Origin of the sequence: Pseudodesulfovibrio sediminis, assembly GCF_020886695.1 — a bacterium.
GTDB lineage: Bacteria > Desulfobacterota > Desulfovibrionia > Desulfovibrionales > Desulfovibrionaceae > Pseudodesulfovibrio > Pseudodesulfovibrio sediminis.
Genome location: NZ_AP024485.1, coordinates 1,240,002 through 1,261,624, shown reverse-complemented (window position 1 = coordinate 1,261,624; position 21,623 = coordinate 1,240,002). Strand labels below are relative to the sequence as shown.

15 protein-coding genes are annotated in these 21,623 nt (G+C 55.0%); 11 read left to right on the top strand and 4 right to left on the bottom strand.

Annotation, left to right across the window (positions count from 1 at the left end; genetic code table 11):
- The first annotated feature begins 21 nt into the window (after nt 1-21).
- Together SRBAKS_RS06150 and SRBAKS_RS06145 are read left to right on the top strand one after the other, a co-directional pair.
- A complete protein-coding gene (locus SRBAKS_RS06150; RefSeq protein WP_229595071.1) occupies nt 22-876 on the top strand; it encodes an MBL fold metallo-hydrolase in 855 nt (284 codons plus the stop codon).
- Between the two features lie 209 nt (nt 877-1,085).
- Complete coding sequence (locus tag SRBAKS_RS06145) at nt 1,086-2,390, top strand: APC family permease (protein WP_229595060.1); 1,305 nt, start codon at nt 1,086-1,088, stop codon at nt 2,388-2,390.
- Between the two features lie 120 nt (nt 2,391-2,510).
- Here SRBAKS_RS06145 and SRBAKS_RS06140 read toward each other — a convergent pair whose 3' ends face one another.
- Nucleotides 2,511-4,517, bottom strand: a complete 2,007-nt coding sequence (locus SRBAKS_RS06140; RefSeq protein WP_229595049.1) for a molybdopterin-containing oxidoreductase family protein — start codon at nt 4,515-4,517, stop codon at nt 2,511-2,513.
- A 359-nt stretch (nt 4,518-4,876) separates the two neighbouring features.
- Between SRBAKS_RS06140 and SRBAKS_RS06135 the strand changes: the two genes are divergently transcribed.
- From SRBAKS_RS06135 to SRBAKS_RS06125, 3 genes are read left to right on the top strand one after another with little or no spacing between them, the layout of a single operon-like run.
- Complete coding sequence (locus SRBAKS_RS06135) at nt 4,877-6,997, top strand: adenylate/guanylate cyclase domain-containing protein (RefSeq protein WP_229595047.1); 2,121 nt, start codon at nt 4,877-4,879, stop codon at nt 6,995-6,997.
- Between the two features lie 8 nt (nt 6,998-7,005).
- Complete coding sequence (locus SRBAKS_RS06130) at nt 7,006-8,370, top strand: ABC transporter substrate-binding protein (RefSeq protein ID WP_229595045.1); 1,365 nt, start codon at nt 7,006-7,008, stop codon at nt 8,368-8,370.
- A 45-nt stretch (nt 8,371-8,415) separates the two neighbouring features.
- Nucleotides 8,416-8,991: a dienelactone hydrolase family protein gene (locus SRBAKS_RS06125; protein WP_229595035.1), complete on the top strand. Its 576-nt coding sequence runs from the start codon at nt 8,416-8,418 to the stop codon at nt 8,989-8,991.
- On the opposite strand, the gene SRBAKS_RS06120 is transcribed toward SRBAKS_RS06125, so the two are convergent.
- On the bottom strand, nt 8,981-10,354 hold the full coding sequence (locus SRBAKS_RS06120; RefSeq protein ID WP_229595033.1) for a HAMP domain-containing sensor histidine kinase: 1,374 nt from the start codon (nt 10,352-10,354) through the stop codon (nt 8,981-8,983). The genes SRBAKS_RS06125 and SRBAKS_RS06120 overlap by 11 nt on opposite strands.
- Nucleotides 10,351-11,061: a response regulator gene (locus tag SRBAKS_RS06115; protein ID WP_229595031.1), complete on the bottom strand. Its 711-nt coding sequence runs from the start codon at nt 11,059-11,061 to the stop codon at nt 10,351-10,353. The genes SRBAKS_RS06120 and SRBAKS_RS06115 overlap by 4 nt, the downstream gene beginning before the upstream one ends.
- Nucleotides 11,062-11,273: 212 nt before the next feature.
- Here SRBAKS_RS06115 and SRBAKS_RS06110 point away from each other — a divergent pair, with 212 nt between their 5' ends.
- From SRBAKS_RS06110 to SRBAKS_RS06085, 6 genes are all read left to right on the top strand, one after another.
- Nucleotides 11,274-12,662 carry an efflux transporter outer membrane subunit gene (locus SRBAKS_RS06110; protein ID WP_430709102.1) on the top strand — a complete coding sequence of 463 codons (1,389 nt, stop codon included), beginning with the start codon at nt 11,274-11,276 and terminating at the stop codon, nt 12,660-12,662.
- Between the two features lies 1 nt (nt 12,663).
- Complete coding sequence (locus SRBAKS_RS06105; RefSeq protein ID WP_229595027.1) at nt 12,664-13,923, top strand: efflux RND transporter periplasmic adaptor subunit; 1,260 nt, start codon at nt 12,664-12,666, stop codon at nt 13,921-13,923.
- Complete coding sequence (locus SRBAKS_RS06100; protein WP_229595015.1) at nt 13,920-17,096, top strand: efflux RND transporter permease subunit; 3,177 nt, start codon at nt 13,920-13,922, stop codon at nt 17,094-17,096. The genes SRBAKS_RS06105 and SRBAKS_RS06100 overlap by 4 nt, the downstream gene beginning before the upstream one ends.
- A gap of 199 nt (nt 17,097-17,295) precedes the next feature.
- Entirely contained in the window at nt 17,296-17,769 is a 474-nt protein-coding gene (locus SRBAKS_RS06095; protein ID WP_229595013.1) for a methylglyoxal synthase, read from the top strand.
- Between the two features lie 161 nt (nt 17,770-17,930).
- Nucleotides 17,931-18,389: a MarR family transcriptional regulator gene (locus SRBAKS_RS06090; RefSeq protein WP_229595011.1), complete on the top strand. Its 459-nt coding sequence runs from the start codon at nt 17,931-17,933 to the stop codon at nt 18,387-18,389.
- A gap of 45 nt (nt 18,390-18,434) precedes the next feature.
- Complete coding sequence (locus SRBAKS_RS06085) at nt 18,435-19,454, top strand: acetylserotonin O-methyltransferase (RefSeq protein WP_229595000.1); 1,020 nt, start codon at nt 18,435-18,437, stop codon at nt 19,452-19,454.
- A 96-nt stretch (nt 19,455-19,550) separates the two neighbouring features.
- On the opposite strand, the gene SRBAKS_RS06080 is transcribed toward SRBAKS_RS06085, so the two are convergent.
- On the bottom strand, nt 19,551-21,251 hold the full coding sequence (locus SRBAKS_RS06080) for an OpgD/OpgG family glucan biosynthesis protein (protein WP_229594998.1): 1,701 nt from the start codon (nt 21,249-21,251) through the stop codon (nt 19,551-19,553).
- Nucleotides 21,252-21,623 lie beyond the last annotated feature (372 nt).

The following is a 21,623-nucleotide window of genomic DNA, read 5'->3' as shown; positions in this document are numbered from 1 at the left end:
TCAGTTGTTCGCAAAAGGAATATGAACGTCTTGAGTCGATGGCATGACAAACAGGGTGGGGTGGAAGGCGTGAACGAGTATATCAGCATAACTCTTGTTGCCAACGCCGGCGTGTGTATCGAATGCGACGGCGTTGGGCTGCTCGTGGACGGCATCCATAATGAAGGCGGACACCCGTTCAGCCGGGTCTCCGAAGCCGATATGGAGCGCATGCGTCAGGGGATTGTCCCTTTTACCCATCTTGACTATCTCCTGTTCACGCACGAACACCCTGACCATTTTACTCCGCAATATGTATTGGGCCATATCCTCAACAGGCCGGTAAAAGGGCTCTTCCTTCCCAGTGAAACGGATGGGTCCCCGAACCTTGCGCTCCTGCTAGACCGCGTCCGAGAACTCGCCATTCCCTATTGGACATTGGGCCTGGAGCCGGGAACAAAACAACGGTTTGAGCTTGCTGACGATGTGATCGTTACCGCCATTGGCGCGCGCCATATGGGCCCTCAATATGCCACCATTCGGAATGATTGTTTCCTGCTGACGGTGAAAGGGATGAATCTCCTGTTTACCGGGGATGCCGATCATGTTGCGGAGTATTATGCCGCCGCCTTGACGGACGTGACCGTGGATGTCGCGTTCGTGAACCCCATTTTCTACAATAACAAACAGGGGCAGCAGATCATCAATGAGATATTTCGCCCCCGCGACGTGGTGATATACCACATGCCGTTTGCAGAGGACGACACCATGCATTTTTCCTCTCTGGTCAGGAGGGATGTGAAACGGTATGCGCGGCCGGGTATGCAGACCCATGTCCTCAGCGAAGCGAATCAGGCCCTTGCTCTGCCCGTGCCCACTGCACGGTGCCCGTGGTGAGGCGGCTTTGGGCCGCTGGCATCTTCGATGCCCAAGCCACTTTTTCCCGCTTCCTTTTTACAGAATTCGTTTCTGTCGATTTCAGCGATCAGCCTAGTAAAAGGATGACAACAGGCACACTCCGTCTTATCTGAATGTGTGAACGCGTCCACCCTGTCTACGGATATGGGTGGTTTTGAGTGGAAATGAAAGGAACTAAGGAGCGGAGAGTGAGTGATGAAGCGCAAGGGGCAATAAGTCTCCCCGGAGCCGTTGCGATCGGTATCGGCGGCATGGTTGGCGGCGGCATCTTTGCCGTGTTGGGTGAGGCGGTTTCCCTGGCACATGGAGCGACCCCGATAGCGTTTGCTCTTGCCGGGTGCATTGCGTTGCTGACGGCCCATTCCTATGCGAAGTTGTCTGTCGCGTTTCCCAGCCAGGGCGGGACGGTGGTGTTTCTGGACAAGGCGTTCGGTCTGGACTCTCTCACCGGTGGACTCAATTTTCTCCTGTGGCTCAGTTATCTGGTTACCTTGTCTTTGTATGCAACGGCGTTCGCGTCCTATGCCGAAACGTTTTTGCCGAGCGGCATGCAGTCCTCTCTCATGCACCATGCGCTTGTCAGCGTGGCGATCATCGTGCCCGTGCTGCTCAACCTGCTCGGTGCCGAACTGATCAGCAAATCCGAAACGCTCATCGTGGTCGTGAAGCTCGTGCTGCTGGCTGTGGTCGTCGTATCCGGTGCCAGCTATGTGGAACCGGCCCGGCTGTCCGTGTCAACGTGGGCGCCCATGTCCGCCGTCGTCCCTGCGGGCATGATCATTTTCGTGGCCTATGAAGGGTTCGAACTCATCGCCAATGCGGCCGAGGATATTCGTAATCCGACCGTGAACCTGCCGCGTGCCTTCTATGTCTCCGTAGGCCTTGTGGTGGCCCTGTATATTCTCGTGGCAGTGCTGACCGTGGGCGTGGTCCCGGAAAGTCTGATCGCTTCTTCAAAGGACTATGTGTTGGCAGAGGCGGCTCGCCCCGCGCTCGGTCAGTTCGGTTTTTCCCTTGTCGGCATTGCGGCCATGCTCGCGACACTCTCCGCCATCAACGCGACCATCTATGGCAATGCGCGGTTGGGATTGATCCTGGCAAAAGACAAGGAGTTGCCCGAGTTCATGGAACGCAAGGTGTGGAACCAGCCTTCAGGAGTGCTGACCGTTGGCGCGATGTCCCTGTGCATGGCCAATACTCTTGATCTTCAATCCATTGCCATGATCGCCAGTGCCGGTTTTCTGCTCATCTTTGCCGCGGTCAATCTGGCCGGGGCGAAAATGGCTCCTGTCATTGGCGGTAGCCGTCCCCTGATGGTGGTCGGTGGATTCGTCTGTATTGTGGCATTGGTGATGCTGTTGTGGCAGTCCGCAATGGATAATCCGACGGCCTGCTGGGCCTTTTTTGTGGTTCTTGCGGGCGCATTTCTTTTTGAATTTCTTCTGTGCAGGGTGCGTGGTCTCACGACCCGGGCCTGGCATGCCTTCCGCTAGGTCGTTGTAGAAAAAAGCCTCTCAATCGAACACGAGCACGAAAGGCTTGGAAGTGTTTCCTTCCAAGCCTTTCTCATGATGGTTGAATTAATGCGGTGTGCAGTCTGCACAGCCGATGAGTCAGGCCTTGCGGATGTCCACCGTGTGGTCATTCAGGGTGGTGGCTTCGCCCAAATCCGAGAGCTGCTCGCGGTGCAGGGTGTTGACGAGGTTGCCGTTTGCCGATTGCCGGGAATCAAAGACTCCCACGGCAGCCACCGCGCCCCTGGCGACCAGTGGTGTCACACGGGCGGTGAAGGAGACTTCGCCAAGGTCGTTGAATGCGAGGATCGAATCTCCGTCCGCGATGTCTCGCTGAGCCGCATCCTCCGTGTGTATGGCCAGGGTCATCTCGCCCCTCCGTTCCACGAGTGTGTCGCGTTCCAGAAAGATGGAATTCAAGGTCTCGGTGCTGGGGACTGCGATGAGCCGGAGCGGGTAATGGCCACCTCCGTTCTCCTGATAACAGGGCATGGTGGGCGTCAGGGCTGTGTTGACGATCTCTATCTTGCCGGTGGGTGTTTTCCAGTCGGTATGATCGGCAAACGGCGTTGTGATGACTCCGCCGTTTTTCAGTGTCTCCCGTTGATTTTTCGGTATCCCTTGCAGACCGGACATGGGGTTGCTGAGCAATTCCTCCAGCAGATGCTCTTCGGTTCGGTCGAAGTGGGCGTCGTCATACCCCATGGCTTTGGCGAGCAGACAGAAGATGTTCCAGTTGCTCTTGCATTCGCCGGGCGCGGGGATGACTTTGTGCGCCGAGCCAAAGGAACAGTAGCCGTAGGAGTTGTAACAGTCTGTCTGTTCGACCGAGAATGTGGCGGGCAGGATGATGTCGGCATACCGTGCCGTATCGGTCATGAACCGTTCATGTACGACTGTAAAAAGGTCGGGGTTCAGCAGTCCCTGGCGTATACCCTGCTGGTCGGCGACCGACCCCACCGGGTTGCTGGCATAGACGTGCAGACAGCGAATCGGTGTCACGCCCTCTGCGTCTTTCAGGGCTGAGGCGAGGGTATTGATGTTCACTTTACGAGCCGTGTTGGTCCGCAGGTCCGGGCGGGTGATGCGGTCCATGTCCACATAGGGGCCGTCTCCCGTGGAGCACCCGCACAATCCCCCGCCAGGGCGTCCCCACGCTCCGGTGAACGTCGATAGGATCGTAAGCAGTCGGGCGATCATGCCGCCGTTGGCGTACCGTGTGTTGCCGCTACCCAGAATGATGGCTGGGGCTTTGGCGGCCGCGTATTGTCGGCTCAGCTCGATGATGGTCTGTGCCGGAACCCCGGTGATCCCTTCGGCCCAGTCCGGGGTATACGCATCCAGTGTTTTCGCGAAATCGTCAAAGCCGACGGTCTCTCTGCGCAGAAAATCGGTGTCGGCCAATCCCTCTTCCAGCAGCACATGCATCATGGCCAGTGCCAGCGCGCCGTCCGTGCCGGGCGTGACCAGGATGACCTGATCGCTGTACGACGCCATGTCCGCGGCGCAGGCTTCGATGAGTACCACGGGCTTGCCGCGTTTTCTGGCCTTGACGATATCCGCCATGCTGTGCAGGCGGGTGGCTTTCATGTTGCTGCCCCAGACAATGTAGAAATCACTGTCAGCGAGTTCTCTGGGGTCGAGGCAGCCCGTCTTGCCCATGACGGCCTTGTACCCGGCTCCCTTGGCTGACGCGCACAGGGTCTTTATCAGTGAGCAGGCACCCATTCTGTTGAACAGTGCGTCGCCGCAGTTGCGATGGATGAGACTCATGACGCCTGAATAATAGAACGGCAGGATCGAATCAGGGCCGTATTCATCCAATGCCCGGTTCCAACGGGTCACGATCGTGTCCACGGCTTCGTCCCATGAAATGGGCGTGAATGCGCCTGCGCCCTTGTCGCCCGCCCGTTTCAGGGGGGTGAGGATGCGCTCCGGGGAATGAATGGACTCCTCATAGCGCTGCATCTTGTGGCAGATCAGACCATGGGTGACAGGATCGTCCGGGTCGCCTTTGACCTTGGTTATTGTGTGGCCGCTGGTCTCAGCCAGCAGTCCACAGGTCGTCGGGCAGTCATATGGGCAGATAGTCTTGTATGTAGCCATGTTTTCTTGTCCTGTTTGTGTGCAGAAATGGGGCCAGTGAGCCGGTCCATCCCATACGCAGAGTTGTTGGGAAGGTAAACCGAACACCGTCTGTACCAATGTTGGATACCATCCCTGATTTGTCAAAATATACCTGAGCAGACGGTGTGGTCGCGAACAGGTGAACAGAGGGGGGGCTTTGCGATCTATGGTATTGTTTTTAAAAGACTGGTTGTTTTGGAGGTGTGAAATATGCTAACGCACTAATACTGTTTTAGTTTCAACTGGTTGTGGAAGGCTGCCCGCTCGCAATTTCAACTCATACTTACGCAGTGGGACCCGGTATGAAAATAATATTTCCTCTATACGCGAACATATTGATGGTTTTTACGATCCTCGTGTCGGTGATCGTTACCATTCTTGTCGGGTATGGCTACAAAAGCAACACCGATGCTGCCGTAATCGCTGCGCATCAATTGCTGTCTCAGGTCGAGGACTCGGTCGCAGACAAGACGAAAGTGCTTTTTGATACGGCTTTCAGGACGGTTTCAACCGCTGTCAGTTTTCCGAACATAGAGAGAAAGGCTACCATACACTCCCATCCTTTGGAACATGTTTTTTTCAATTTCCTTGAGCAAAACAAAGATGTTACGTCAATCTATACCGGTTTCGGAGATGGCGATTTTTTTCTCGTCTCGTCCTTGCACGGCAGGGGTAACATGAAGAAAAGTCTGAATATCCCGAGCCAAGCCGCCTGGTATACGCAAGTCATCGGTCACCGGCCAGACGGACAGCGGTACGAGTTGAGGAAGTTTCTGGATGCGGGGTTTGTCACCGTAGGGTCGTCAACGACCCTGAACGTGGAATATGATCCGCGAAACCGGCCCTGGTTCAAGTCCACGGATGAAACGAATATTGCCACGCTCAGTGACGTATATGTCTTTTCCCTGTCAGGAGAGCCGGGGATAACCGTATCGCGTCGGTTTGATGGGTTGATTCACGGTGTCGTGGGCGTGGATCTGTCCTTGTCCAATTTGTCCCGGTTCTTGAAATCGCAATTGGTGGGCAAGGATAGCGAGATCATGATTTTCGGTGCCAACGGTGATGTGTATGCCTACCCGAAGCTGGATCGGTTGGTTACCAGCATCGGCGTGGATAATGGGCGACCGGGACAGTGGAACAAGGTCGGCGCACTCGGGTCAAAGGTCCTGTCTGCGCTTATGCGGCAATTCATGAAAGACAGCGACAAATCGCTCCAAAACAAGTCTCTCATGGTCGATGGCGTCTCGCATCTGGTTGCCGTGACACCGCTTCCCAAAAGCTATGGCAAAGAACTGTTCATAGGTATGGCGATCCCCGAGTCTTCGTTCACCGGTCCTATCGCCGATGTTGGCAAGCGGACAATTCTGGTTTCCCTGGGTATGCTCTTTTTGTTTTTTCCCGTTATTTATATCGTCTCCAAGCGGATCAGCCGTCCTCTGAATGAGTTGACCAAGAGTCTTGAAGAGATCAAGGCCTTCAAGTTGGACACCCCCATCAAGGTGCGCTCGCATATTTTTGAAATACGTGAATTGGGCAAGGCCTCGGAGACCATGCGTGAAACGCTGAATGTCTTTGGACGGTATATCCCCAAGCCGCTGGTGGAATCGATGATCGTCAACAAGATTGTCCCGACACTGGGTGGCGACCGCAGGATGATGACGTTCCTGTTCAGCGACATCAAGGACTTCACCACCATTTCGGAGCAGTTGACGCCGGAGCAGGTGACCGGTGGTATTACGCAGTATTTGAAGGATATGGGAGAGACCATTCTGGATAATGGCGGGACCATAGATAAATATATCGGCGACGCCATCATGGTTTTCTGGAACGCGCCGGTGGCTGATGACGAGCATGCCTTTCATGCCTGCCTGACAGCGCTGGAGTGCAGGGATGTGTTGACGGCTTTCAACCAGAAACGTCGGGAGAATGGGAAGCCTGAGTTCCTGACGCGGATGGGCGTACACACCGGTGAGGCTGTTGTCGGCAATATCGGTTCATCGGACCGCATGGCTTACACCGCCATGGGTGCGGCGGTGAACCTCGCCTCTCGACTTGAAGGGCTCAACAAATACATGGGAACGGACATTCTGGTCAGTGAATCGACCATGCGGGCGGCTGGAGAAGGGTTCCTGTTTCGCTTTGCCGGAAAGGTCGTGCCCAAGGGATCGTCGGTGGAGATGGGAGTCTATGAACTCCTTGGAACCCGGCATGGCGCCACAGGTGTTTTCGCTCCCTTTGCCGTGGACGTTGAATCCATGAATAAGGTGCGGGAATGGGAGGGCGCGATGGACCTGTTCCTTGCACGGAATTTTGTCGGTGCAGTGGATGCTTTTTCTGCCCTGCTGGACCTCTATGGGGCTGATTCCCTTGTCGATAAATATCATACACTCGCGCAGAGCTATGCGGTGACTCCACCGGATACCGCCTGGTGTGGGGAGTTGAGTTTTGATGTCAAATAGGGGGAACCGTGTCACAACCTAAGACTCTGATCCGTTGGAAGACGCTGCTTGTGTGTCTCGTGTTGCTCATTCCGATTCCTTCGGTTGCGGCTACCTCCATTACGTTCTGGACAACTGAAACAAGTCAGGACAGACAGGCGGTCGTTCGATACCTTGCCGATGTGTTCATGATTTTCAATCCTGACATCATAGTCAAAATCCGAGGTGTCGGAGAAAACAGTATGGCCGAGGAACTGGCTAGGGTCAGAAACTCGGATTCGTGTCCGGATTTGGTGGGCTGTGCGTCGAATCTGGTTGTCGCCCTGAGCAATCAGGGGTGGGTCAACTGTCCCGGCGCAGAGAAGTGTATCGATTCCATTGGCAGCGGGAGATTTTATGCCGGGACCTTGCGTCGGCTGCAACTGGCTGATGGGGAGCATTGCGGTGTGCCTTTCAATGGCTGGGTTCAAGGCATCTGGTATCGAAAAGACTGGTTTGAGAAGCGCGGGCTGGCTCCTCCCGATACCTGGGAAAATATTTTGAAGGCCGCCAGGGCCTTTCATGATCCGCAGCAGGGCCGCTATGGCATTTTGATCGGCACAAAAGGCGACGCGTATGCCGAGCAGGTCTTTACCCACCTCGCACTTTCAGCGGGAGTGAAAGAGGTGACACGGGATGGGACGGTTGTTTTCGATTCGCCACAGACTGTGAAAACGGTGGCGTTTTATAACGAGCTGGCCAGATATACTCCGCCGGGACATCAGACGTGGCGGGGAAGGGATTATTATCTTCAGGGAAAAATGGCGATGATGTTCTATTCGACATTCATCATGGATGATCTGGCCATTCCCGCCATTGCCGGGGACTCCCTGACAGGTGAACACTTCAAGGAGCTGAAAGGGGCGCCTTTCGATTATCAGCTTTCGTCCAACACAGGCTTTGTTTCAACGATTACAGGAACGGAAAAGGCGAGTTTCGGCGTGCTTCACGCCCTTGGACTCATGAAAACCGGTGATGCCGTGCGGGAAGAAGCGACCGAGCGTTTTGTCAAATTTCTGTTTACAAAGGACGCCTATATTTCGTGGCTTCACATGGTCCCGGGCGGGATGATGCCGGTGCTTCGAGATATCGCCATGCACGAAACCTTTTTCAGAGATCCTCAAGGGGTTTTTCAAAACTACTCCAGACAGCGGGTGGAGAGTATCCTGTTGGGATTTGATTCGCTGAAATGTTTTTGTTTTTCCGATGGACAGCTCATGCCGCAGGCGACTCAGATATCAGCCGAGGGAGTAATTGGTGACATGCTTAACGCTACGCTGTACGAAGGGGTCTCACCGCGCGAGGCCGTGGCATGGGCCGCGGAAAGAATGCGCCTGATTCAACCCTCCAACTAGGGGCTTTCACGTCTACTCGACTGAGTCGAGTCTGAGCCGACAGCTATGCAGATTCTTCTTGCTACGGAGATATGGGGACGGACGTCACACGTGGATGAGATGGTGCGCGTATTGGAGCGCTGTTCTCATACGGTCACTGTGATTGATCCGTATGCGGGGAGCGACCCTGCTTTTGTCAGTGAGGAAGAGGCGTATAGCCGGTATCAGGAGGTCTGTGGTCACGGCGAATATGCCCGGCGGGTTGCGCAGGCGCTTGAGCGGGCAGCAGGCCCGGTATGCCTGGTGGGTTTCAGTGCAGGGGCTGGCGCGGTCTGGTCAGCGGTTACTGAAGCGAAGGTCGGCCCGGCAGTCGGTGCCATCGGGTTTTATGGCTCGTCAATCCGCACAATGATGCAGCGCATTCCTCATATTCCGGTAACATTGATTTTTCCTTGTCATGAAGCGCATTTTGATGTCGGAGGTGTGGTCGAGGTCCTTCAGGACCTGCCCGAGACCGCCTGCCATGTGGTTCCCTATGGCCACGGTTTCATGAACCCCTTGTCAGACAACTACTCGGCCAAAGGGCACGCCTTGTGGACGCGGTGGCTGCTGGAGCAGATTGCGTCGATGGCTAGGCCTTGAGGCGCAGGGTCATGCAGAACGTGTCGTTCTGGCTGGTTGCATGCATGCTTCCACCATGTTCCGTGATGATCTTTTTGGCAAAAGCCAGCCCCAGACCGTTGCCGTCCTGCTCGTCATAGCCCAGTCGTTTGAAGGGGATGAAGATCGCCTCGCGTTCTTCCGGTGACAGCGGGGGATACGGATTGGTCACGCGGATGATTGTTTCCTCCCCGTCGAACTCGGTTGAGACGGTGATGGTGCTCTTGTCTGCGCTGTACTTGATGGCGTTTACCAGCACATTGTCGAGGGCAATCTGCAGGCTGTCTCGGTTACAGTGCAGCGGGGGGACGTCCGCGTGTGACTGGACCACGTGCATGGATTTGTCATCTATGAGCGGCTGATGGCGGTTGACCGTTTTGGCGATCAGGTCTTTGACGGTCACCACGTCGTCATGGGGCGGTGTTTCCTGCATGTCGAGCTTGGAGAGCTTGAGAATCTTGTCGATCAAACCATCCATATGGTCGATCTCCCGTTCCATCTTTTCCACATGCTTACGGGTGCCGTCGGTTCTGCCCGATTCCAGCCGTTCCATGATTATCTGCTGGGAAATACGAATACGTGCAAGCGGACTGCGGAGTTCGTGGGAAAGGTTGGCTGTGAGCTCCTGGCTTCCCTGGACGATTCTTTCCAGATTTTCGGCCATGTGATTGAATGCGTTGGCGAGCACGGATATTTCGCCTGATCCGGTGACGTTGACGCGTGGGGAAAAATCGCCGCGCGCCACCTGCTCGGCGGAATCCGTCAAAGCATTGAGCGGGCGTGCCAGTTTTCGCGAGACAGGGATGAGCAGCAGGGCCGCAATGAAGGACATGAGCAGCAACCCTTCCATAAACCAGACTTTTTCCCGGTGCATCTTCCATTGATGCAGCACATGGATGGTCAGGGTGTCGTTGTGAAACGGGATGGCTCCCACAAGGTACATGTTCTTGTGGTTGTTGCGTTCCATCAGGTAGAGCGTGTCCCCATCGGAGGTCTTTTCTTGCACATCGATGGTCTCATTCCCGGTGAGGGGGACAGGACCTTGAAAGGAACTGCTGACGATGTCTCCGTATTGATTCGTCACCCATATCTTTCCCTGAAAAGCGCTGGCGAACGTTTGCAGCATGGAATTCAATGTACTTTTCAGGTCGGGGGAGATCGCTTTGGCTCCGGCGAGTTCATGCTCGACCAGACGTTTGGCAGCATAGGTCCGTTCCTTTGCATTCTGGGTGAACGGCGGGCGAATCTTGCCTATGTGGACCAGGGTGAACATGGTGAGTATGGCTATCAGTTGGACCACCACGAAGGCCAGTAGCATGCGAAAATAGAGGCCGCCTATCTTCATGCTTCACCTACGAACATATAGCCGGTTCCCCAGACGGTCTTGATCCGCTTGGCGTGTTTTTCAAACAGCTTGAGCTGAGAGCGCAGCTTGCTGATGTGCACGTCTATGCTGCGGTCATAGGCGGAAAAATCCTTGTCCCATACCAAGTCCATGAGGTTGTCGCGCGTCAGTGCCTTGTCCACGTTGGACATCAGCACCTTGAGAAGACGAAATTCAGTGGGGGCCAGTTCCAGTTCGGTGTCATCCACCAGCAGTGTCTGTTTGGGTATATTGAGGGTCAGCCCGCCCGCGGAGAGGGTTGTGGAATCGGCTTTGCCGGTTCCTTCGTGCATGGCGGTTTCAAATCGTCTGAGCACGGCCTTGATACGCGCCAGCAACTCGCGAGGATTAAAGGGCTTTGCCATATAGTCGTCCGCTCCGAGTTCCAGACCGACAATGCGGTCGGTGTCTTCGCCCTTGGCCGTGAGCATGATCACGGGAACGGTCGAGACCGTGCGGATTTCGCGGAGGACTTCCAGGCCGTCCTTGCCGGGCATCATGACATCCAGAATAACCGTGCTGGGAGATATCGACTGTATCGTTTCCACCGCCTTCAGACCGTTGGGCAGGGTGTGGACGGTAAAGCCGTATTCCTCAAGGTATTCCACCACGAGTTCCCGGAGCATCGCATCGTCGTCTATGAGCAGGATGGGACCAGTTGTTTCCATGGTGTTTTCGTACTCACAAAAGGGTTGAGAAGAAAAGACTCGCAACCGGATTTTTACATTTTATAACATTTTTTATCATGCCCCAAACACTCTCACGACATCTTTTCTTTATACCATACCCATACAAAAAACGAGTGGAGCACAGAGTGAAAACGATTCATATACATTCCCCCTGGCGGGTTGCGGTTACGGTGGTATGCCTGATTACCATCATGAGTGGCTGCTCCCCCTTCAAACCCACACCGAGGGTTGAACCGATGGCGCCGCTTCCGGTCGCCTTTACCATGTATTCGGATGACGAACCTGATCCGGGGAAATGGTGGAAGGATTTCGGCAACGCGGAACTCAATTCCATGGTGGAGAAGGCCCTGGCCGCCAATTTCGATATTGAGCAGGCATGGTCCACCCTCCGGCAACTGGGCGCATCCGCCACACAGGCGAGCGCGGACAAATATCCGACCCTGGATATGACTGGCGACTACTCCCACACACGGGAGCATGACGGCGACGCCAGGAAAACAACCCGGACGGAAAACCATTCCATCGGATTGAGTGCCGGGTATGAAGTGGACCTGTGGGGCCGTATTCAGGCCAATGCCAATTCAGGGGACCTTGATTATCTTGCCAGTCGGGAGGACCTGCATACCGTTGCCATGACAGTGGCCGGCGAGGTCGTGGAGCATTGGCTGGAGATTCAGACACAGCGCAAGAAAAAGCGCATCGTGCAGGAGCAGATCAAGGCCAACAAGACGTATCTTGAGCTGATCGAACTGCGATTTCGCAATTCCATATCAACGGCATTGGACGTGTACCAGCAGCGGCAGAATCTGGCGCAGGTGACCGCGCTGCTGCCCCCCATCGAGTCCGAGGAGCAACTGCTCATGCATGAGCTGGCCCTGCTCATGGGACAACCTGTAGGAAGTATCGAGGTCAGCGACGCCGAGCTTCCCGAACTGGGCGAACTCCCTGGTCTGGGTCTGCCTGCCGATCTGCTCGCCAACCGACCGGACATCCGCGCGGCTGGTATGAATCTGTCTTCGGCGGACTGGCTGGTCTCTGCCGCCAGGGCCGATCGTCTGCCTTCCCTGAGCCTGACCGGAACCGGTGCGTATTCCGGTACCCAATTGGCTACGGTGTTCAATAACTGGGCGCTTGGCCTGGCCGCGTCCATTGTCGGTCCCATATTTGATGGCGGGTATCGCGAGGCCGAGGTTGAAAAGGCGCGTGGTGTCGTTGACGAGAGGCTGTCTGTCTACAAGGAGACGGTCTACACCGCGTTCAAGGAAGTGGAAGACGCGCTGGTTCAGGAGAAGTGGCAGAGGAAGTATGTGGACGACCGAAACCTGCAACTCGATGCGGCCCGTACCAGCCTGTCCGAAGCTATCAGCCGCTATATACAGGGACTGGATGATTATCTGCCCGTGTTGAGCGCCCTGCTCTCCGTACAGGAACTGGAAATTTCAATGGCCGAAGAGCAAACCAACCTGCTCCTGTATCGCGTGGCATTGCACCGCGCTCTGGGCGGCACGTGGGCTGATTCCATGGAACCTCCCGTGGCCGACACACCATCATCCGACACACCCACAAGTAACGAGGGATAACATGAATACTCTGTTTACCAGGGCAGGAGCCTTGTTCAATTTCAAGATCATACTGCCGGTCGTGATCATCATACTGGCGTCAGCAGGGGCATACGCCACGGTGGCGACCGCCCCCAAGGCCAGGAAAAGGCCGCAGGCCGTCATTCATCCCACGGTGGATACACAGCGCATTTCCATGGGTGATCATCAGGTGTGGGTTCCGGTCATGGGTACGGTGACCGCCGCCCGTGAGATCTCGTTGGAATCGAGGGTCTCCGGTGAAGTGCAGACCGTCAGTCCCAACTTTGTTCCGGGCGGATTCTTTGCTCAAGGCGAAGAAATCCTCCGCATCAATCCCGAGGACTATGAATTGGCGCTGAGCGAGGTCAAGGCCGACGTGACCACGGCGGAATACGACCTCAAGCTGGAGCAGGGGTATCAGAAAGTCTCTGCTCGCGAATGGAATCTGCTCAAGGGATCGTCCAATGGGACGGAGGCCGACTCCGAACTCGCTCTGCGCAAGCCTCATCTGGAAAAGGCCAAGGCTGACCTGAAGGCGGCCATGGCCACGCTTGAACAGGCCAGACTGAATTTGAAGCGCACTCGTATCACCGCTCCGTTTGCCTCTACCGTGGAGACAAAGTCCACGGATGTCGGGGCTGCCGTGTCAGAGCAGGAAACATTGGCCACGCTGGTCGGCACGGATGAATTCTGGGTTGAGGCTTCGGTTCCGGTGGATCGTCTGGATTGGATTTCCATTCCGGTCAATGACAAGGCGGAAGGATCTGTTGCCCGCATCATCAGTGGCAGCGGGACGCGGAAGACCGTTCGTGAAGGGCGTGTCGTTCGTCTGTTGCCGTCGCTTGAAAGTGAAGGGCGCATGGCTCGCGTGATTATCTCGGTCAAGGACCCCTTGAATCTTGAAGGGCGTGTCGATGTCAAACCGTTGCTCCTTGACAGCTATGTCACGGTTCAGATTGACGGTGGCACCCTGAACAATGTCTATACCATCCCCCGTTCCGCCTATCATGAGAACGGGAGCGTATGGATTCTCGGTAGCGACGGAACATTGGATATCCGTACCGTGAATTCGGTCTGGCGTGAGAACGAGGTCATCGTTCTGGCCGATGGCCTGGCAGATGGTGAAACCCTTGTAACGTCGACAGTGTCCGCGCCTGTACAGGGTATGAAGCTCCGTTCGGCTTCCACTGCGTCCGCATCCGAAGGCGCGCAGGGAGTGGCGGGAGTCGTCGGTGAAGTCACGAATGGAGGTGCTCAATGAGTACTGCATCATACAGAACACCGAAAGGCCCCATAGCGTGGATGGCGGGCAACTCGGTTGCCGCCAACCTTCTGATGGTCCTGCTGTTGGTGGGCGGACTGATATTCGCTTTTCAGATCAAGCAGGAAGTCTTCCCCGAGTTCTCGGAAGACACGGTCTCCGTGTCCATATCCTATCCCGGCGCAAGCCCGGAAGAGGTGGAGCAGGGGATTGTTCTCGCTGTTGAACAGGCCGTACAGGGATTGGACGGGGTGAAAGAGGTCACGTCTTCTGCCTCCGAAGGAAGTGGAAGTATCACTGTCGAGGCGCTCGAAGGGGCAGACCTGCAAAAGCTCACCCAGGACATCAAGACCGAGGTGGACGGGATCACCTCCTTTCCCGAAGAAGCCGAGGACCCGGTCATTTCCGAGGTCTCCCATCAGCGTCAGGTGCTCTCGATCATGCTCTGGGGCAATGAGTCGGGGGTGACTCTGCGTGAACTGGCCGAGCAGTTGCGCTCGCAGATCATCGCCGCTTCCGGGGTGACGCAGGCGGAACTCAGCGAGGTCAGTGATCTGCAGATTTCCATCGAAATATCACAGGAAAAACTGCGTACGTACAACCTGACCCTGCAGGGTGTGGCCGACATACTTGAAGAAGCCTCCATTGATATGCCCGGCGGCGGCATCAAGGCGGAGTCCGGTGAGATTCTCGTGCGCATGAAGGAGCGCCGTGATTACGGGCGCGACTTCGCCCGCATCCCTGTTGTGACGGGGAGTGACGGCACACAGGTGCTGCTCGAAGATATCGCCACGATTACCGATGGATTCAAGGACGATGATATTGTCACCACATACAATGGGCAACCGGCCATTCGTGTGGATGTCTATCGCGTTGGAGATCAGACGCCTATTTCCGTCTCTGATTCCGTAAAGAAAACCCTTGCTTCGTTCCAGCAACAGTTGCCTTCAAGCGTTTCGGTCAAGGTCTTGAATGACATGTCCGAGGTCTACGGTCAGCGCATGGATCTCCTCTTGAGCAACGGGTACATGGGGTTGGCGCTGGTATTCATTTTTCTGGCCCTGTTCCTCGACCCCAGGCTCGCCTTCTGGGTTGCCATGGGTATTCCCATTTCCTTTCTCGGATGTTTCCTGATTCTGCCCCTGTTGGGTGTGAGCATCAACATGATCACCATGTTCGCCTTTCTCATTGCACTGGGTATCGTGGTTGATGACGCCATTGTGGTGGGCGAGAACGTGTTCACCATGCGAGAACAGGGTATGCCGCCACTCCAGGCGGCCATTGAAGGGGCACGAAGCATTGCCATGCCCGTCATTTTCAGCGTGCTCACCAATGTGGTGGCCTTTATGCCGCTGTTATTCATTCCGGGTGTCATGGGTAAGATGTTCTGGTCCATCCCCGTGGTGGTCATCAGCGTGTTCGCCATTTCATTGGTGGAGAGTCTGTTCGTGCTGCCTGCCCATCTGGGGCATATGAAAGAAGGGCGGCAGAGTCGTATCATGGACTGGGTTGCGCACTATCAGCAGCGTGTGGCAAAGGGGTTGCTCCGCTTTATCCAGCGTGTGTACCGCCCGATCCTTGATGCCTGTGTCACCTGGCGATATCTCACGATTTCCATCGGAGTGGGGCTGTTGGCCCTCACCTGTGCCTATGTCTTGAGCGGCCGGCTCGGGTTTACCATGATGCCCAAGGTGGAGTCCGATTACGCCTACGCGCAAGTCGAGCTGCCCTACGGCTCTGCCGTCAGCAGAACTAAGGCCGTGCGAGACCATTTTCTGGCGGCGGCCACACGGGTCATGGAAGCCAATGGCGGTGACATGCTGGTTGAAGGTGTGGACACGAAGATCGGTGGCGCCGGTCGGGATATCTCCGGCAGCCATGTGGTCAAGATCAAGGTCTATCTCACTCCGAGTGATGTTCGGCCCATTTCCACGGATGAATTCGTACAGGAATGGCGACGGGAAGTGGGCGAGGTGCCCGGTCTGGAAGCCGTCTCCTTTGCCTCGGACAAGGGCGGTCCCGGTGCCGGTGATGCGCTTGAGTTCGAGTTGAGTCATTCCGATGTCACCACCCTGGAGTCTGCGGCGCATGATCTGGCCAAGATACTGGGCGATTATCCGCGAGTGTCTGATGTGGACGATGGGTTTTCACCCGGCAAGCAACAGCTTGATTTCACCATTACACCGGCTGGTTTGAGCCTTGGGCTGACAGCGCAGGATGTCGCCAGCCAGGTTCGGGCTGCCTATTATGGCACCGAGGTCCTGCGGCAGCAGCGTGGGCGCAATGAAGTCAAAGTGGTTGTTCGCCGCCCGGAAAACGAGCGTGTTTCCGAGTATAATCTTGATGAACTCATGATCATGACACCGGGCGACCAGGAAGTCCTGTTGCGTGATGTCGTGAACGTCAAGCGAGGCCGCGCCTATACGGTTATCAAGCGTTGTGACGGTCGTCGGGTTTTGTCCGTGACTGCGGATGTGACGCCCCGTGATCAGGCCACGCAGGTCATGCAGAGCGTGTTGTCGGAAGCCATACCGGAACTCGTTCAGAAGTACCCCGGCCTGTCCTGCTCCATGCAGGGCATGCAGGCGGACATGAGTGAGTCCACTGCCAGCATGATATCGGGGTTACTCCTGGCAATGCTGGGTATTTACGGCTTGCTCGCCATTCCCTTCAAGAGCTATGTGCAGCCGCTGATCATCATGGCGTGCATTCCCTTTGGCGCAGTGGGCGCGGTTTTGGGGCATGTCTTCATGGGCTACTCTATCGGACTCATGAGTCTGCTTGGCATCGTGGCCCTGTCCGGTGTCGTGGTGAACGATTCTCTGGTCTTCATCGACTATACCAACATCATGCGTCGCAAGGGCATGTGCGCCCACGATGCGTTGCTGGAAGCGGGAACCGCCCGGTTCCGGCCCATCCTGCTTACGACCCTGACCACCTTCAGCGGGTTGGCTCCCATGATTCTGGAGACCTCGCGTCAAGCCAAGTTCCTCATTCCCATGGCAGTCTCCCTTGGGTTCGGTATCCTGTTCGCTACCGCGATCACGTTGCTGCTGGTGCCGGCCATGTATATGATATTGGAGGATGTTCTCACGCATGCTCGTGGCTGGTTCTCCAAGCCAGACGATCCCGTTTTGCCACAGACGGATGTACCCGCTCCCTCCGCCCGATAAAGAACGGCTTGTCTGTGTATGCAGACAAGCCTTTTCCCTTGCATTGCATTGCCGCAGATTCTCAGGGTATTGTGTGACCATGAGGGTTGCCATTCGTCATGGAAGGACGCATGCTATCGGTGTTCGCCGGGCGTGACACATAATCGGCTCATGTGTGGTCCGGCGTAACCGGCATAGTACATTTCAGATTGGAGTTATGATGGATACAACGAGAAATATTGCAGTGGTGGCTCACGATAATTGCAAGGATGAGCTGTTGGATTTCATCGATTGCAATCGAGGCATGCTGGTCCAGCATCACCTCATCGCTACCGGTACAACCGGACGGCTGGTCAAATCACTGCTCGAAAAACGCGCTGCGGAATCGGGAGATGCGTCGCATCCCGTCAATGTCACCAGATTGAAATCAGGACCGTTGGGCGGCGATCAGCAGCTTGGTGCCCACATTGCCGACGGCGAGGTTGATATTCTGTTTTTCTTTTGGGACCCCATGGAGCCTCAACCGCATGATGTCGACGTGAAGGCGCTGTTGCGTCTGGCCGTGCTGTATAATATCCCCACGGCCAGCAACCGTTCGTCTGCGGAATTTCTTATTTCATCGCCGTTTTTTGACCATGAATTCACGGTCAAGAAAGGGAAGTACTTTGAATACGCCGATAGAGAGTTGAAGTAAGACAATCGTACATCTTGCGGAGCAAAGGCCGGGAAGTGTTCTTCTCTGCCTTTTTTTTGTGGAATCCCTTTTGTATCGCAGGGAACCGCAGTTGCGAACAAGTGGCTGTCAAAAATGAAAAACAGTTGACCTTGATTTTGTTTAGCTGCTAAACAGTGCGCATGAGATCATTTGACGATGTGTTGCCGGTCCTGAAAACGCTGGGACGTGCTCTTGAAAAATATGCCCGTATTGACAAGATGCCGTTTGATTTTGGCGTTGGTGATCCTTTGTTTCCTGCTGAAATCCACATGGTTTCAACTGTTGTAACCCAGGGACCGTTCAGCGTTACGGAGCTTGCCCAGGAGCTGGGGACGACCAAGGGTGCTGTCTCCCAGTTGACCGGGCGACTGCTCAAGAAAGGGTTGTTTACCAAGGAAAAAGATCGGCACAACGGTGCGCGCGTCATTATCAGCGCCACGGAACTGGGCAGAGTGGCGCATTCCCGGCATATGGAGTTTCATCAAAAGCATGATGCGCAGTTCATGGCATTTTTACAGAATCTGGATGACTCTTCATATCAAGTGGTCTGTAGTTTGAGCGAAGAAATGGACGGATGGATGGGGAATTATTTGAAGTAAAATTTTTTACCCAATCTGTTTAGCAGCTAAACACAAGGAGTGTATATGCTTATTTTCAAGCCTGAGACTGATTTCGAACCGATACGCAAGGCCCCTGTCGCGTCGTTTGTGAACAAGGTGATCATGGCGGCTATTGAACTGAAAGTATTTGATTTCCTTGTTGGTAAAGGGATGACTTCGTTTGATCTGGCAAAAAGACTGGAGCTTGTCGCTGATCGTCTTGAGCCGGTCCTGGATGTCCTGGTCGCGGCCCGGTTGCTGGTGCGTACGGAGGGCGTTTATGCAAATACGCCTGTGGCAAACGAGTATCTTGTGAGCACGGCCCCGCTGTATCAAGCGGACGGCATGCGTTTGATCACGAGTTTTTATACCAAGGTCGAAGACTCCATCCTTGACTTGCTCGCGGGTAAAGATGCGCAGGTCCAGTCCATGAAAGGAGACTGGAGTACCATGGATGCCATTGAAGGTACTGCACAGAATGCCATGAGTGGCGGGCTCTCCGCTGTGGTGGATTATATTGGAAGACTCCCCGATTTTACCGGGTTTACTTCAATGTGCGATATCGGGGGCAATCACGGTATGTATACCCTCGGTGTTTTGGAACAGAACCCGGAGATGAAAGGCGTGATTTATGATTTGCCTGGTGTGTTGCCTCTGGCCCAGTCCCGTTGCGAGAAACTGGGATTTGGCGAGCGCATCTCAACCATCGAGTTTGATCTGAAAGAAGACCGTTTGCCGGAGTCGCAATATGATGTGGTTGTCATGTCCCACATATTATATGTCATGAAACACGACCTTTCGAGTGTTATCGAGAGGATCGCCGAGACATTAAAACCGGGCGGCTGGTTTGTTTCCCATCACTATGCTCAAAACGAGATGTATGAGGATCTGCTGTCCCATGTCGCGTTGGAGGCCATGACACGATTGTCTGGATATCCTTCACATGTCATAGAAAAAGAAGGGCTTACAGACGTTCTGTCACGACATGGATTTACCGCTGTTCGGAGTGAAAGGGTCGCTGAAAACCAAATGGGGTTGATCGTGGCTGCGCAGATCGAAAAATAATTCGGAGGGAGTCTCTTGGTAAAATTGTAAGCGTTGAAATCAGGAAGGCACACCGTCATCATGACGGTGTGCCTTTTGTTCTTTTTTACCGCTTTTTTAATGCAGGTGGCCAGCGTTGTGGAGCTGGCGCTGGTCTGCCGGAGGCGGAGTCCATTGGTAGACCCAGGTTTCGGAGAGTGTCTGTTTGCCGGACTTGAGGAACAGACGCAGGTTGATGGGATTTTCGCTTGTGTCCGGCGGGACGAGATCAAAGCGGACCCGATACCCCTTTCTTGAATGGAGCGGTTCGATTCTGGTCATTTCGATCGTGCCTGCGGTCGTGATGATGGAAGCGGAAACCCTGGCGTCGTCACCTATCCGCGAAAGCTTGCCGCCGGTGAAATCGACAACAAAACGTTTGCTGAAATGTGCGCGCCGCTTGCCGACAGCGCCGCCCAATCCCGTGAAGGTGTCGGCCACATGGGCGAGCTGCTTCGGGCCGTGCGCGGCCGTTCCCCAGAACAGATCGTAGCTGTAGAGAAGTTCCTGGCCGGGTTCGATGGGCTTGTCCGGGCTCCAGAAGGCCACGATGTTGTCGAAGGTTTCATCAAGAGTGGGGATTTCCACCAGTTGCACCGAGCCTTTGCCCCAGTTGCCGCGAGGCATCACCCACAGACCGGGGCGCTTGTCATAGTATACGCCGTCGTCCTGATAGTGATCGAAGTTCTGATCTCGTTGGAGCAGGCCGAACGCCTTCGGGTTTTCATCAGTGTAGGCGTTGAAGCGCAAGGTGCGGGGGTTGTTCAGGGGACGCCAGATCCATTCACCGGAGCCGGTGTGCATGGCCAGTCCATCTGAGTCATGGATTTCAGGACGCCAATCATAGCCCATGCGGCGGTCGTTTTCGCCGACCATGAACATGCTGGTGAGCGGGGCTATGCCAAGGCGCTCTATGGCTTTTCGCGGATAGAGGGCGGCATCGACACGCATGGTCAGCGTGTCGCCCGGGGTGATGTCGAACCGGTAGGCGCCGGTAATGCTGGGTGAATCCAGAAGCGCGTACACCGTGGCCGTATTGCTGCCGGGTTTAGGCTGCTCCATCCAGAACGCCGTGAACATCGGGAACTCTTCCGGGCGGGGCAGGGCCGTGTCCACGGCCAGACCGCGTGCGGACAGCCCGTACTGCATTTCTTTGCCTACTGCACGGAAGTAACTCGCACCGAGGAACGCCACAACATCTCGGACCCAGTCCGGTTTGAACTGAAGACGGAAGCCCGCAAAGCCGAGGTCCGCCGGGAGCTTCTCCGGGTCGATGTGGGATTTCCCGTACTTGAACAGTCCGGGATCGTAGTCGATCCTTTTGGCCAGTCCATTGTTTAATTCATAAAATGCCACGGGCTGCGTGAAGTACAGGCCGAGGTGGAACAGGGTGCCCCTGAACCTTGAGTCCTTTTTGCGCCATAGCGCATGGTCGTTGTTAAAGTGAATGGATTGGTATTGATCCCAGGTCATGTCCTTTACGGCTTTCGGGATGTCGGCCTTGTGGTCGATGTAGGGCTGTTGAGCCAGAGTGCGGGCCTTGCCTTTGAGGATGGCATAATCGAAAGGCTCCTGGGGCGCGGTGGCTGCGTGAGCGGCTTGTGGGCCTGGCAACCATGTTTCGTGATCAGAAGAAAGTGTCGGAAGCATCATCATGCCCGCAATGGCGAGCGCGAACACGGCACATGCCGTGAGCTGACGTAGGGAAATGCCGCGAATATGTCGGACAGGCATCTGTTCTGTCTCCTTGTTCTTGCAGTGTGAAATGCTACTGGTCATAGCCTTTTCGCGCTATGGCTGATTAACAATGCGGCCCTTATGACAGAATAGAGGCGACAATGCCAGTCTGAAACAATATGGCGGTAAAAAGTGCAAAAAATGATACAATTAACGGCAATACTCCATAAAATGCGAGGTCGAATTTACCGCTTCAGGCATCGTTTTGAGAAAAGAATTACGTCAAATCACCTTTTTTTTGAGCATGGAGTACGGCTCGCCCTCGCAGTGTCCTTTTTTGACCCGAAAGCCGTTTGTGCTGTCCATAAATGACACATTGATAATATGTTAATATAATTTATTTTTAGTGAAAAAAGATGATTTTTTGAATCAAAAAGTGAGTCAATATGACACGCATCGACTGTTGGGTCAGGT